This is a genomic window from Rhodovarius sp., from assembly GCF_040399605.1.
Lineage (GTDB): Bacteria > Pseudomonadota > Alphaproteobacteria > Acetobacterales > Acetobacteraceae > Rhodovarius > Rhodovarius crocodyli_A.
The window spans coordinates 1-13485 of the sequence record NZ_JBBARU010000084.1; the positions used below are offsets into that span (position 1 = coordinate 1).

A 13485-nucleotide genomic window follows, 5' to 3' on the forward strand; every position below is an offset into this window, starting at 1 on the left:
CTTGTTGGTGTCGCCCGGCTTTGTCGTGGATGCCGATGCCGAGGAACCGCCCATGCGCCAAAGCTGGGAATTCGACGAAAGGTTATTTCATCGCACCACACGACAACACAATGATCTGTTGAGGCGTGGCGCCACCTATCGGTTCTTGGATCAATGGCCCGCCCCGCCTGCGATCCGCCCGCATTATCAAGGCCAGCGCATTGCCTTGCCGGGGCCGGGTTCACTGCCCAGTTCGAGCAGTGCTGCTTTGCGCGATGTTATGGAAAACCGCCGCTCAGTGCGTGCGATGTCGGCAGAACCGCTGAGCATCGAGGCAATCAGCCAGCTTCTTCACCGCGTTGCCAGGGTGAAAGAGATCCATCCAGGCCGCAATCCTATACCGCAGCAAACTTTGCTGCGCCCGTATCCCTCGGCCGGCGCCATACATGAATTGGAGTTTTACCTGGAAATCGGTTGTTGCGACCAATTGAGCCCTGGCCTTTATCATTATAACGGCGAGGAACATGCCCTTACGCTTATTCTAAATACTGAAAAAGCCGCGGCTGGAATGGTGGCTGAGTGCGCCGCTTCTTGGGGCCAACCCGACCAGCCTCCCCATGCCGTGATGGTTATCACTTCGCGGATGCCACGCCTCGCCTGGAAATATACCGCTATCGCCTACCGCATGTCACTGCTTAATGCCGGTGTTGTGGTTCAGAGTCTGTATTTGACAGCAGCGGATCTTGGTCTGGCCGGTTGTGCCATTGGTGCCGGTAATTCTGATTTATTTGCACAAGCAACGGGTGTTTCGAGCTGGGAGGAAACCAGCATTGCCGAGTTCGGTTTTGGTCGGCCGGCGTGATAAAGCCCGCAGACGCCTCACCGCAGGTTCCAGATGTTTCTGGTCTCCGAACGGCAAAAACTCATACAGCCTTATGTCATAGAAATCCTGAGTGACAGACCATGCCTGAAAGCGACAGCGCAATGGGCCAGGTTCATCGCCAAGGCATGGCGTGACTCAGCCTTCAAGGCGGAACAGATCGCCAACTCAGCTGCCGCGCTGAAGGCTGAGGGCGTCGATGTGCCTGGAGGCGTGAGGGTAATCGTGGCGGATAACACCGACAAGCCACTGCATCTGGTACTGCCGCAGATGCCCACGGATGAGCTGTCAGATGAAGTCCTCGCCCAATTGTCCGGGGGTAATTCTCCAAGACCGGGCAATCGTTTTTGGAAATTTTCTCCTTGATCCATTATAAAAAATACTCGGACCTAGAGCCTGTTCGGTTCGTATCGGCTCAATGCATAGGATTTAAGTTTTTTTATAGAGCATCTTTATCCGTTCAAACGATTTCGTTTGAACGGATAAAGATGCTCTAAACTAAACGATATCGGGATTTTTGGCGAGATGTGGCGGCAGGCTTCGGGGTTCATGCCCTCGGAGCGGCCGGGGCCAACACCTCGCCTTTGCTGCGTCTTAGCCCCGTTTTGGCCGGCTGGTATCAAGCAACAGGTCGTGAACCCGGGCCATGGTTTTCGTCGCCCAGCTTGTGCCCGTAAGGCGCAGCATGTATGCGGTTTGCAATTCTTATTGGGTGTCATCTGTCTGGCTGGGGCTGTGCAAGCTTTGTTTGATGTCCGCAAGACGATTGCTCCGGAAACACCTTCCTCCAACCGGATGTCCCAGCTGGGCGATCAGAAAGGTCAGAAGCGTCACATCCTCAGCCTCGGCCATCGGGCCTGGCGCCTTTTGCCGCCAGAAACCCGACGTTGGGCGCTATTTTCTGCCATGGCCTCGGTTGCGCCGCGCCCCAACAGGCCTGCGCCACAACCGCAAGGGCCGATCACCATCGCTGGATATTTCCGCGCGCCCTCTGGTCTGGGTGAAGGTGCGCGGCGTCTGGCCGATATGCTGGAGCAGGCAGGTGCCAGGGTCTATCGGGCAGACCTGACCGCAGCCTTGCGCCAAGGTCCAGCCGGCCCGCCGCCAGATGCGCCACATGGCCCGGGCACGCTCATCGTGCATGTGAACGGCCCCATGCTCCCCTGGGGCTTGGCGGCTCTGGGCCGTAAGGCCGTCGCAGGGAAACACGTGATTGGGTTTTGGAACTGGGAACTCCCAGTCATGCCCGGGGATTGGCAACGCGGCTTCCGCTTCGTGCATCGAATCTGGTGCTCATCGGCCTTCGTGGCCAATGCTGCAGCCCAGCGCGCTGGCACTATCCCCGTGCAGGTGGTGCATTACCCTGTGCCAGAGCCGGCGCGCGCGCCGCTCGGCCGCGCTGACTTTGCGCTGCCCGAGGCGGCTTTTATCGCGCTTTCAGTATTCGATGCCTCATCATCGGTGGAACGCAAGAACCCACTCGGCGCTATCGCCGCGCACCGCGCCGCCTTTGGCGATGACCCAAGCCGCATCTTGGTGCTGAAGACCTATAACACCCAACAGGGCGGCGACGCCTGGGCCGCGGTGCAGCAAGCGGCAGCCGGGGTGGCCAATATCCGCATTCTGGACCAGGAGTTGAGCCGGGGCGAGGTTTGGGCGCTGATAGCCTGCGCCGATGCCTTCCTCTCGCTCCATCGCGCCGAGGGCGTGGGCTTGGCGCTATGCGAAGCGATGCAACTGGGCGTTCCCGTGGTGACAACGGCCTGGTCGGGCAATATGGATTTCATGGATGCTGACTCCGCCATGCTGGTGGGTTGGAACGCGGTGCCTGCCCGAGATGAGCGCGGAACCTACTCGGTGCGAGGGGCCCATTGGGCCGAGCCGGACATCACGGATGCGGCGACAGCTTTGCAGGCGCTGGCCGGGGATTCGGTGCTCCGGGCGCGGCTGGCAGAGGCAGGAATGCAGCGAATGGCGGGCTTCACGCCTGCTATCTGTGGCGCCAGGGCCTTGGCTCTACTGGAAAGCGCGCCGGAGCCGCCAGTCTGATCATGAGGGATTGCCCTGGGGGTCAGACATAGACTAGAGCGCAGTGCGGTCAAATATGTGAAAGTGGAACAGAGCTTAATATGCGGGCACTTATTACGGGCGTCACCGGGCAAGACGGCGCATACCTTTCGCAACTGCTGCTGGAGAAGGGCTACGAGGTCTTCGGTATGGCCCGCCGCTCCTCATCGTCTGACGTGGTGGATGCGCGCCTGCGCTGGCTGGGCATTTCCGGCAAGGTTGAGATTGTCGATGGCAACCTGATCGATCTATCCGCCCTGCTGCGTGTCATCCAGGAGGTGCAGCCCGACGAGGTCTATAATTTGGCCGCCCAGAGCTTCGTCAAGACCAGTTGGAACCAGCCGCTGCTCACCGGGCAGGTCACCGCGCTCGGCGCTGGCAATATTCTGGAAGCTGTGCGGCTGATTCGCCCGAAAGCGCGCTTCTATCAGGCCTCCAGCTCTGAAATGTATGGCCTCATTCAAGAACCGCGGCAGAGTGAGACGACCCCTTTTTACCCGCGCAGCCCCTATGCGGTGGCCAAGCTCTACGCCCACTGGATGACAGTCAACTACCGCGAGAGCTTTGGCCTGCATGCTTCTTCCGGTATTTTGTTCAATCACGAAAGCCCATTGCGCGGCATTGAGTTTGTGACCCGCAAAGTCACCGATGGTGTGGCGCGGATCAAGCTTGGCATGGCCAAGGAACTGAAGCTGGGCAACCTCGACGCCACGCGCGACTGGGGCCATGCGCGCGACTATGTCCGGGCCATGTGGCTGATGCTGCAACAAAGCGAGCCGGATGATTATGTCGTGGCCACCGGCCGCACCGTCTCAGTGCGCGACATGTGCCGCCTTGCCTTCGCCCATGTCGGGCTGAACTACGAGGATTACGTGACGGCAGACCCGGCCTTCTTCCGTCCGGCTGAAGTGGATGTGCTGCTTGGTAATGCAGACAAGGCACGGGAAAAACTCGGCTGGAAGGCTGAGACCACGCTTGAGGATATGATGGCCGAGATGGTCGACGCCGATCTTTTCCGGCACCGCGCACGCGGCGCTTAGAGCCTGTTTCGTTCGCTGCGGCTCACTGCACAGGCTCTGAGCCTTTGTTTGTCAAGCATCCTTATCCGTTCAAACGATGCCGTTTGAACGGATTATGCTCTCACTCTCCGTGACGTGTTGATAGGCTGGCGCATAACGCCCCAGCAGGGTTGCGATCGAAGCGGCGCCGGTAAGGCCGGCCTCTTCCAGCCTTGGAGTGGCCACACCCAGGGCGCGGGCTGCCATTAATATCGCAGGCTCGAGCGCCTTCGGCGCCAGAGACAGCAAAACATCGCCAGGCCCCAACTCCGCATGCTGCTGCTCGCCATCGGGCATGGGCAGGCCCAGCAGGGCCGTGGCCGCTGCCCAGTCCTGCACCAGGCCAAATTCGCCAAGCGTGACGGTGTGCACGCGAAGCCAGGCGGGATGATTGGCCAGGCAGTCTCGCACGAGCGCCGCCAGCGGCGCGGGCAGGGCCTCGACAGCGCCGCAGGCCAGCAATAATTGTTGTGGGCGGGGCGAGGGGAAGGTTCGGCTGACGCTGCTGGCCAAAGCCGCCAGTTTAGGCGCTGAGGCGCTCAGCCCGGCGCCAGCCTCACTTTCCAACCGCCAGCGCTGGATGGCGGGGCCATCGGCGTAAGCGGCCTCTATCGCCGCGTGATAGGCGGCGGCGACTTGCACGGGTGCCAGCGCCTCCTGCGCGTAGCTGCGCGCTGCCTGGCCCAGCGCAGCCCGCCTGTCTGGGTCACGTGCCAACTCCAGCAATGCAGCGGCGAGCACAGGCGCATCGGCAGAGGCAGGCAGCTTATAGGCCACGCCATCGGGTAATTCGGCCGCGGCACCGAGATCATTGACCAATGTCGCCAGCCCCGCACCCAGGCAGTCAGCCACCGCGGCCGATGTTTCACCGCGCGAGGCGAGGCGCAGCTGGACGGCGACATCGGCGGCGGCAAGCCAGTTTTGGTAGTGATGGAGGTCGGTGCGCCCGGTCATCATATGGGCGGGCAGCAGCGCCAGCACCTCCTGCAATGGCTCACCCACGAAGCGCAGCAGCGCTCCTGGAATATCGGCCTGCACGGCTTCGAAGCCGCTCAGCAGCAGCCCTGGCCCCTTGGAGTTGGAGATGATGCCAAAGCTGCACACCAGGAAGGCATCCTCAGGCACCCCCAACGCCGCGCGCGCATCCGCGCGGGAAGGCAGAAGCACCGGTTGATGCAATAATGGGATCAGCGCCACACGCTCTGTCAGTGCGGCGCCGAAATGCCGTGTCAGCAGGGCGCGCGCATGGGTCGAATGCTGCACGACGCCCAGGGCCGCGCGCAGCACGGCCTGGCTGCACGGGTATTGTCCCACGGCCGCATCCATGCCCTCGCGCGCTGCCACCACAAGCGCCGCCCAGCCATGCTCGCGCAAAAGATCGGCGGCTAGGCGTTCTGGCTTGCCGCTGGTCCAGGCACGCCAATTGACGAGGCCGGATAAAAAACTGTCATGCAGCGTCACCACCCCAGGTGCGATGGGCAGCATGCGCTCGACCTGAACGGCATGGAACGGGGAATTGCCCACCTGGTAGAGCACACGCTCGAATGGCTCAGACTGGCTCAGGAATTGCTCGTGGGTCATCACCGGCAGGAGGCTTGCAAGCGGCTCAGCATCGGTGATGCCCCGCTCACAAACCAAGGTGATGTCGTAATGCTGCCCCAGGACCAGGGCCAATTCGGCGGCATAGCCGGCAATTCCGGTCTCATCCGGCGGCAGCGGAGAAACAAAGGCCAGGCGGGGCAGGCGACGCAGCCGCCGGGGCCAGCTTCGCCCCCCGCGGGCATGGATCGTCTCCAAGGCGGCCCAGGCGCGGGCTGCACTCTCTTCCCAGGTGAAGAGACCGGCCTGGCGCGGCCCATGCTCCACCAGTGCGGCGCGGAAGGGGGCATCGGTCAGCACCCGCTCCAGCCGGGAGGCGATCTCGGCCGGAACCTCGGCCCGAAACAGCGTATCGGTACGGCCCAGCACCTCCGGCAGGCTGGAATTATCGCTGGCTATGGTGGGCGCGCCACAGGCCATGGCCTCGGCTGCCGGCAAGCCAAAGCCCTCATGCAGCGAGGGCAATATGAAGGCCGCACACAAGGAATAGAGCGCGGTCAGGTCCTCCTCGGCGACGAAATCGACGAGGCGCAACTGGGCAAAGGGCAGGCTCGCCGCAGCGGCGGCGCGGGCCAATTGGTCCGGATCGGTTTTGCCGACAATGACGAGCGGATGGCGCAGCCGCAGTGCCTCTGGCAGCAGCGCATAGCCGCGAATGAGCCCCGCCTCGTTCTTGCGCAGGTCGCCCGCGCCGACGAACAGCACGAAATCCGCCGGCAGCCCATAGCGGGCCAAAACCGCCGCCGCCGCATCGGCGTCGAGATGGCGCGGTGCGAAGCCTGGTGAAATACCCGTACGGATATTGAAGACCCGATCCGGGTCGTAGCCTAAATGCCTGATCGGCTCGTTCCGGCTGCTTTCCGAGATGGCCAATAGCCCGTCGCATAGGAGCATTTCCCGCAATTGGCGAAAATACCAATCGCGCACCACGCCGCCTTTCCAGGGGCCATCGAGATATTCGGTGCGCCGGATCAACGGGATGAGGTCATAGCAAGTTGCGACAATGGGCGGGCGCTCGAGCGCGGATGGCCAGCGGGTGATCACGTTGTCACTCGCGCCCTCGAAGATGGAGGAGACATGCAGCAGATCGGGGCGCAACGAGGTCAGGAACTCGGCGCGCAGCAATTCGGCGGCGCGGCGCAGATCATGGGCGCCATCGATGACCGCCCCGGTGCCGCCAGGGCCATGCCAAAGCCGGATATTCGCGGCCGGCAGGTGAGGCGAGAAGGCATCAACCAGTTCATCACACGGCAGCGAGGCGTTGAGCGCCAGCACAACCTCATGCCCCTGCGGCGCCCGTGCCATGGCAAGCGCCAATTCGCGCGAATAGCGACCAATGCCGCGCAGGCGACTGGCGCCCTGGGCGCCCTGCAGGTCGATGACCAAACGCATGGGGGGTTACTTCCTGAAGATGGGCCTCAATGGCTGCGGCTAGAGACCGCCAGCAGCCTACCATACGACAAGAGTGCATCCTGTGGCAGGCCAGCCGGCGGCGCGCCTTCCAAGGTGTTTGGCTGTTCAAACTGTGCCACTATCACCGCGGTCTCCTGATAGCCGGTGTAGCGCCGCAGCAGCCAGCGATGGGCGCCGGGTGCGACCAGGCGCAGTGCCTTACCAGGCAGTTGGCCGCCTGGTAGGGCGCGTATCGCATTCACGGTTTGGCGAAAGAGCGGCCGAAGTTTGCGCTTGGTGGGCTCCGGCAGGAATCGCAGTGACTGCAGCAGGCGGGGCGCTGGTGTCATGATGACCTTGCAAGATCGGTTTCGAGAAGTTCGGCCACATGGTTTGCAATGGCGGGCCAGTTGCAGAGCTTGAGCATTTCCTCTCCATAGGTAAGAGAAACAGTTCTCAGGGTCGGATCCTGATGCATGCGCAGCATGGCTTGTGCGATGCTGTCGGCGCTGGTCGGATCAAATTGACATTCAGGCGCTGTTATTTCGCGGAGGGATGAGGTCTGCGAGGCCAGTGCCGGCGCACCAAAGTAATAGGATTCGAGCACAGGCAGGCCGAGCCCTTCGTAGAGCGAGGGAAAAACCGTCGCGAAGGCGCTACGATAGCACCGGGCAAGGCTCTCATCATCGATCCAGCCGGTGATGATCACATCGCGCCCTCCCTTCAGGCCAAATTTCTCGGCCTCCGCATAAAGCGTCTCTCGGAGTTCGGCCGGTATATGGCAGGCAATCACAAGTTGCGGCGCAGGCGAGATGCCGGCCTTGAGCACAAGGCCAAACGCCTCAATCAAGCCTTTGATATTTTTGCGGAAATCACCGCCGCCCACGTAGAGCCAGAATGGCGCGCGCAGGTGGAAGACTTCGCCTGAATTATTCGTGATCGAGAGCGGTGCTACAATTCGCGATGCATCGCCCGGCCAACGATGTGTATCAATCCCGCCCATGATGACCTCCACCCGGCTGGGTGGAATACCAATGAGTCGGGTCAAATCCTTGCCGGTTGTTTCGCTGGTTGCCAAATATTTATCAACAAATGGTAGTATTTTAACGAGTGAATCATAGCGACTGGCGGCGAATGGATCTGATAAATACTGTTCTGGATACAGCATGGGAACCAAATCATAAAAAATCGACCAAATTTTGGGATAAAATGGCGCAATTTCAATTGGAAATAAATCTTCTGCTGTATGAGAGAGATAGAAGACGCAGCCCTGACAGAAATGTGATATCGATTGCAATTGAGAAATCTCGGCGGCGCCGTTGACGATGCGGCCACAGGCGCGGAGTTCGTCGAATTGGTCAGGGAGTGGGAGTTCCGGGTCAATCAGGAAGGAAACCTGATGGGGCAGGCGAGCACCCAATGCGAGGGCGAGAGACGCCACATAGCGGGAAATGCCGCGCTCACGCCGCTCAATCTGGGTGATGCGGATATCGAAGAGCAGGGATAATGGCGTGTCGGCTGAAGACGTTTGCATGCCGGCCACGCGCTGCAGGCTCTGGAAGTGCAAGAGGTTACGCTGCGTATCCAGCACGCGTTCAAGCGCCAAAATCCGCTCTGATTGCTTTACCATCCGCTCGGATTGCTCAGCGATGACCCTTTGCTGGTCGATGAGCCATTGATGATGCGCATTGGCTCGGCTGTCGACGCCCGCAAACCATTCATGGTGAACATCGACCAGCTCCAGCCGACGCTCAGCCTCAACCACCCTCGGCTGAAGCCGTTGCAGCACCCTGAACTCGGATAAGACCGAGCGGAGCGGAGAGCGCTCCATCACTGCCAGTATCAGTCGCTTTGGGCTGCGAATGACCCGGATAAAGCGCTGCGCCAAGGAGGGAGTGGTCTCACTCATGGCATGCTGAGAGGCTTCGTGGCCATGATGGAATAATCGAGTGGTCCATCCACCGAGGGCCAGACCGGAACATCGATGGTCGCCACATCTGGTTCATCAGTCCGCAGGAAGAACCGGGCGGTGCGAACCGGATCAAATCCGGCCTGCTGCACATAAAAAGCCATCATGGCGGGAGGAAGCGGGCGGATATGGGTGGGGTCATACCAAAAGGTACAACCGCCCACGACCAGATTTTCCGGGTTTGGCGTTTCGAGAATCAATAGCCCGCCAGGCATGAGCGCTCGCTTGGCAGCCTCGATGAGATGCAAGACCTGGTCGAACGGAATATGCTCAATCATATGAAAGCTGCTGACAGCAGCCAAAGAGCCAGGCTCCCTATCTCGCAGATGCGACACTGCCTCGGCGAGGGAGACATTCAGGCCCTGTGCCCGTGAGGCATCAACCATCGCAGGGTTGAGATCGATTCCAACGCAGGGAATATTGTTGCGTTGCAGTTCTTGCAGGAACTCCCCACGACCACAGCCAAGATCAAGAACCGGACGAGGTTCCTTATGATGATACAGCGCGCGAATATGCGGCATATACCATTGCATGCGCTCCTTGACCTTCCAGGCACCGCGGAAGGCATTTTCAAAGGCGACGTAAACGCTGGGTGCAGAGAGATCTGCCGTGCCCAGCGAGGGCGGGCTTATATTTCGGGCAAGAGCATCGGCAGCGCGTTCCAGCGCGCGGCTATCGCGGGCGAGGGTGGCGCGCCACTCGCTCCGTAGCAAGGCCATGTCGTGTTGGATCTTGCCGTTAAAGGATGAGAGTTGCGCATTCGTTGCGTGCTGAACGAGGGCCACCGCCTCATCCCGCGCGACCAGAATATTGCCTTTCAGCCCCGCCTCTGTGTCGCCCAGAGCCTGATGCGACGAGATTTGGAATGCCTGGACATCGGCAACCAATTGACGATGCACAGTCCAAATATCGGCCAATGGCTGCCGCAATAATTCTATCTGCCTCTGAGCCTCTAACGCCTGTCTTTCAGCTTCTACAACGCGAAGCTGCGTGCGCCGGGAAGCTAACATGCCGGCCAGCAGAGCCAAAGGGCGCCCAATGAGAGGAATCGCCCGCAGGCGGTCGGTCAGCGGAACCATAGGATCTCCCATGCTCTAACCCGCCTTCCGAATAATGAACCCAAACGAGGTCGTCACAAAGCCGCCCAGCCGCAGACGGAGATGGCGCCGATCATTCCAAGGTGCCTCGTCAATATAATCGTCAAGTTCGCCGCCACCGAGATTGAAATTCATCTCCAGATGGTGGCCGTCCTTTGCCAAATCTTCAGCGAGCTGCAGGAAATCGCGCTTCCGGAACAAGACTGCAGGGCCGGTATCCAGGGTTGCATCATCCGAGGAGATGTTGAATTCGGTGGTGTGCACCAAAATTCCACCAGGCCTAATGCAGCGCAGTGAGTTTTTGACAAAATTCAGGCCGTTTTCTAACGATCCGAGATGCTCAAAGGCGCAGAGCGACCAAGCAAAATCGTAATCCTCGAGGTCACGCGAGATGGCGTTCATGTCCTCTACGCGGAAATCAACGAGTTTGGCAAAGAGGTCTGTGGGGCAAATCCATTTATCGTTCAGGTCGGCAACACCTGCCGCATGCTGTCCGGTATCAACCCATTCGGGCCCGGCAGCGGCGAGATCGAGATCGGTTGCGGTCACCCGCACGCCGCGCGCGGCAAGCACGGCAACGGTCATCTCCTTGCCCACGCCAAAGCCCAGGCCGCGGCGGCCAGGCGCCATCATGCCGCGGGTGGAGAGGGCCTGCAGCAGATAGCAATATTCCCAGAGCTTGCGATGGAAGCGAAATGGCTCACGAATCTCCCGGCACCAGAACTCGAATTCTGGCGTGCGGAACTGCGCCTGGGTACAGGCCTGTGAAACCGGCCTGACAAAATCAGGCGCAGCGTCGCTTACGGGAAATTGCATTGAAAGCCACCATAGGTAGGAAGTGAATGAATAGCTGCGACTCAGCAGGGCGCTATCAGCTTTACAGGTCGATGACCCCTGCCAGAGTTACTGTCAAGTCATGACTAAAAAACACATCAAGCGTGCTGCCGGCTTTTGTCGGCAAATCCGCTACAATTTTCGGTGTGAAAATTTCTGATGGCACCAGCGCAACACCCGGCATCAGCATAACGCCATCCCCGGCCAATATTTGACCGTGTGTCAATAACAGCCTATCTGATCCGGCGATGGCCGGATTATTTTTAACGAGAATTTGCAATATTTCAAGATCCTGGCCTTTAAGCGTAATTTCGTGGCGCGGATCATAAATGAAATTCACAATAGACTGGGCGATTTGAACGATTTGTGTGGGCGACAAATCATCGCCAGGCTCTGGCCTGGTAGAATTCGGCGCAGTACCGGCTGGCGCGTTATGCAGCGGGCTGCTGGGGGCAATCACTCGCCCGCCAAGGGGAGCATCGATCAACGGGGCGAGGTCGATAGGCGCGACTGTGTTGGCCAACCCATTGCCAACAGAATCGGCAAATACGCCATCGAGATTGGCCTTTGCCACCGGACTGGCATCCGCCACCACATGCCCATCAGATGGCGAACCCAACATGGACTTGTCAGATAAGGGCTTGGTGTCCGCGATGTCCGCAACCATCGAATTGGCGCGGGTCGCGTTATATGGGTCGAGGCCAGCCCCGCGCATGATGGAGGCGCCGTACCAAAACAGGTCAGCCACTGAGAGCGACATCTTGCTGACGATCAATTTGGCATCGACCATCGCAGTGGCGAGATCCGGCATGGACATTGCGGCATGGCTCACGCCGCCGCCGGCTTGGGCAAGGCCGGATGCCGGAGCCGCGCTTGTTGTACTTGGCGATGCGGAGGAGGCCTGCAGATGCCCGCCCTCATCCAAGCCAGCCTGGCCATCTTCCGCCCCCGCTGGAGCCTTCATGGCAAAAACGGCGTCTGGAAACATCCCAGACAAATAGCTCCCAAACGCCAATTGCCCGCCGCCAATGCTAATGGACTCAAGGCCAAAGCCACCCTTCAGCGCCGCAGTTATGGCGAGGTTGAAGGACCCCGCCACATCATTGCCATCAAGCGGGGTGCCGGGTGGTGGAACGCCGGCACGCAGGGCGCCCAGATCGGTGCCAGTTTGCTGGTATGCCAAGCCAAGATTGCGGGAATCGTCGAAATCAAAGGATTGCGCCGGGGCCTGCTGATTCTGCGGTTCGGGATCCTGCTCTATTCCTATCACCGGCGAAGCCGGCTGCGGCGGCGCGTGATGTGCCGCAAGGGCCGTCATCGTGGAAAAAATGAACCGTTCATCCGGGTGCAACTCGCCCGAGCGGAGTATCTGTTCGCCAGCAATCACGGTGACTGCCGCCAGCACCGCCGAGGCAATGGTTGAGGCAGAGATGGTGGGTTGTTCAGCGGCAGGAACGCTCCTGCCAGGCGGGCCGTTCGGCTCGAGATGTTTACGAATGACGTTTGCAGTCTCGCCCGCCTGGGCCGGCTCCGCCCGGGGGGCGGTCTCGTCGGTGCCGGGCAATGCAGCAGAATCCTGCGAGGCCAAAAACGCGGTGGCCAGCACGGCGACCAGCATGGTGGCCGGGTGCATCAGCAGCCGATCATCCCAACCCAAGGGCTTGCTTGAGGGGAGAACGAAAGGCTGGGTTTGCAGAATGCGCTGAAGAAGATCGCGCATATTGCGGCCATGAAACAAGGTGTCGCTGGCCGCGCTGGAGGCGACGAGCGGCCCGCCCATCCGCGCAATATGAAAGATAACATCCTGGGTATCTTCACGAATGAAGACCAACCACGGGTCGCCCTCATCGGAAGCCCCAACCTCGAGCGAGACGGACATGCCAACGCCGTGAAGGATATCGATAACCCTGTAGCACTCGGCAATTTCGTCAACCTGCCAGCGTGACGCTGAGCGCCGCGGGACGAACGGAAGAACTGCTGCGCCCATTCTAAGGAAATCCTCGCGCCCTGACGGAGTTAATCCTTCCTTTTAAACCGAATTGGCCGGCACCGGCAACTCGGAAGGGAAGAGCAGCGCATAAGTGACCGGGTCATAGAAGCGCAGCAATGTGCGGACGAAATGGCGGACATCCAAACCGAGCGCCTGGGCCCAGGCCTCATAACGATCCGGCGGGATGCGGCCGCGCCCCGATTCTATCTGCGACACAAAGGTATAATAATCGACCCCGACGAGGGCGGCGATATCGCGTTGTGACAGGGCGCGGGCCTCGCGCATCTCCTTGAGCCATAGCCCGGCCTCGCGGCGAAGCAGCTTTGCCGTGTCTCCGCCATTATGCTGTGGGTGCGCGTACATGCAGGGGATCCGATGGGCGTGGGTGAGGGGGGGGGGAGTTAACGAGTTACTATATAGGCGCCCCTCGCCCAATAGCCAGCACAAAATCGCCCCGGCCCCGCCAAATTTTTACCGCCCCGGAAGCGGAGGGGGGCATCACCCCGCCAGGCGGCCAGCAATTGGCCAGCAAATCCACGGCAAAGGTACAGGCGGTGCAGAGTGCGCCCGCAGCCTTTGCGAAAAACAGCCTTAGGGCGGTTTTTCGCCTTGCCACCTAG

Annotated in this window: 11 protein-coding genes; 4 read left to right on the top strand and 7 right to left on the bottom strand. The window is 60.3% G+C overall.

Annotation, left to right across the window (positions count from 1 at the left end):
* From ABWP84_RS16015 to gmd, 4 genes are all read left to right on the top strand, one after another.
* Window positions 1-841, top strand: an 841-nt coding sequence (locus ABWP84_RS16015; protein WP_353213048.1) for a SagB family peptide dehydrogenase, incomplete at its 5' end; no start/stop codon positions are given.
* Window positions 842-874: 33 nt separating this feature from the next.
* Complete coding sequence (locus ABWP84_RS16020) at window positions 875-1225, top strand: NHLP leader peptide family RiPP precursor (RefSeq protein ID WP_353213049.1); 351 nt, start codon at window positions 875-877, stop codon at window positions 1223-1225.
* A 540-nt stretch (window positions 1226-1765) separates the two neighbouring features.
* The gene (locus tag ABWP84_RS16025; RefSeq protein WP_353213050.1) at window positions 1766-2908 is read left to right on the top strand and encodes a glycosyltransferase family 4 protein; all 1143 of its coding nucleotides are present in this window, start codon (window positions 1766-1768) and stop codon (window positions 2906-2908) included.
* An 80-nt stretch (window positions 2909-2988) separates the two neighbouring features.
* Entirely contained in the window at window positions 2989-3966 is a 978-nt protein-coding gene (gene gmd, locus ABWP84_RS16030; protein WP_353213051.1) for a GDP-mannose 4,6-dehydratase, read from the top strand.
* Window positions 3967-4035: 69 nt separating this feature from the next.
* On the opposite strand, the gene ABWP84_RS16035 is transcribed toward gmd, so the two are convergent.
* The 7 genes from ABWP84_RS16035 to ABWP84_RS16065 form a co-directional block, all read right to left on the bottom strand.
* Window positions 4036-6975, bottom strand: coding sequence for a glycosyltransferase (locus ABWP84_RS16035; protein WP_353213052.1), 2940 nt, complete (start codon window positions 6973-6975; stop codon window positions 4036-4038).
* Window positions 6976-7001: 26 nt separating this feature from the next.
* Window positions 7002-7325, bottom strand: a complete 324-nt coding sequence (locus tag ABWP84_RS16040; protein ID WP_353213053.1) for a hypothetical protein — start codon at window positions 7323-7325, stop codon at window positions 7002-7004.
* A complete protein-coding gene (locus tag ABWP84_RS16045) occupies window positions 7322-8884 on the bottom strand; it encodes a glycosyltransferase family 1 protein (RefSeq protein WP_353213054.1) in 1563 nt (520 codons plus the stop codon). Before ABWP84_RS16045 ends, ABWP84_RS16040 begins: the two co-directional genes overlap by 4 nt.
* Window positions 8881-10023, bottom strand: a complete 1143-nt coding sequence (locus ABWP84_RS16050) for a class I SAM-dependent methyltransferase (RefSeq protein WP_353213055.1) — start codon at window positions 10021-10023, stop codon at window positions 8881-8883. Before ABWP84_RS16050 ends, ABWP84_RS16045 begins: the two co-directional genes overlap by 4 nt.
* A 15-nt stretch (window positions 10024-10038) precedes the next feature.
* On the bottom strand, window positions 10039-10857 hold the full coding sequence (locus ABWP84_RS16055) for a class I SAM-dependent methyltransferase (protein ID WP_353213056.1): 819 nt from the start codon (window positions 10855-10857) through the stop codon (window positions 10039-10041).
* A 61-nt stretch (window positions 10858-10918) separates the two neighbouring features.
* A complete protein-coding gene (locus tag ABWP84_RS16060) occupies window positions 10919-12862 on the bottom strand; it encodes a hypothetical protein (RefSeq protein WP_353213057.1) in 1944 nt (647 codons plus the stop codon).
* Between the two features lie 42 nt (window positions 12863-12904).
* Window positions 12905-13228, bottom strand: a complete 324-nt coding sequence (locus ABWP84_RS16065; protein WP_353213058.1) for a helix-turn-helix transcriptional regulator — start codon at window positions 13226-13228, stop codon at window positions 12905-12907.
* Window positions 13229-13485 lie beyond the last annotated feature (257 nt).

What these genes read in the sequence shown, in the direction of transcription:
- ABWP84_RS16025 (WP_353213050.1), top strand. Translation starts at nt 1,766, where the DNA reads ATGGCCTCGGTTGCGCCGCGCCCCAACAGGCCTGCGCCACAACCGCAA.
- ABWP84_RS16035 (WP_353213052.1), bottom strand. Translation starts at nt 6,975, where the DNA reads ATGCGTTTGGTCATCGACCTGCAGGGCGCCCAGGGCGCCAGTCGCCTG.
- ABWP84_RS16065 (WP_353213058.1), bottom strand. Translation starts at nt 13,228, where the DNA reads ATGTACGCGCACCCACAGCATAATGGCGGAGACACGGCAAAGCTGCTT.
- ABWP84_RS16040 (WP_353213053.1), bottom strand. Translation starts at nt 7,325, where the DNA reads ATGACACCAGCGCCCCGCCTGCTGCAGTCACTGCGATTCCTGCCGGAG.
- ABWP84_RS16060 (WP_353213057.1), bottom strand. Translation starts at nt 12,862, where the DNA reads ATGGGCGCAGCAGTTCTTCCGTTCGTCCCGCGGCGCTCAGCGTCACGC.
- ABWP84_RS16045 (WP_353213054.1), bottom strand. Translation starts at nt 8,884, where the DNA reads ATGAGTGAGACCACTCCCTCCTTGGCGCAGCGCTTTATCCGGGTCATT.
- ABWP84_RS16020 (WP_353213049.1), top strand. Translation starts at nt 875, where the DNA reads ATGTTTCTGGTCTCCGAACGGCAAAAACTCATACAGCCTTATGTCATA.
- ABWP84_RS16055 (WP_353213056.1), bottom strand. Translation starts at nt 10,857, where the DNA reads ATGCAATTTCCCGTAAGCGACGCTGCGCCTGATTTTGTCAGGCCGGTT.
- gmd (WP_353213051.1), top strand. Translation starts at nt 2,989, where the DNA reads ATGCGGGCACTTATTACGGGCGTCACCGGGCAAGACGGCGCATACCTT.
- ABWP84_RS16050 (WP_353213055.1), bottom strand. Translation starts at nt 10,023, where the DNA reads ATGGTTCCGCTGACCGACCGCCTGCGGGCGATTCCTCTCATTGGGCGC.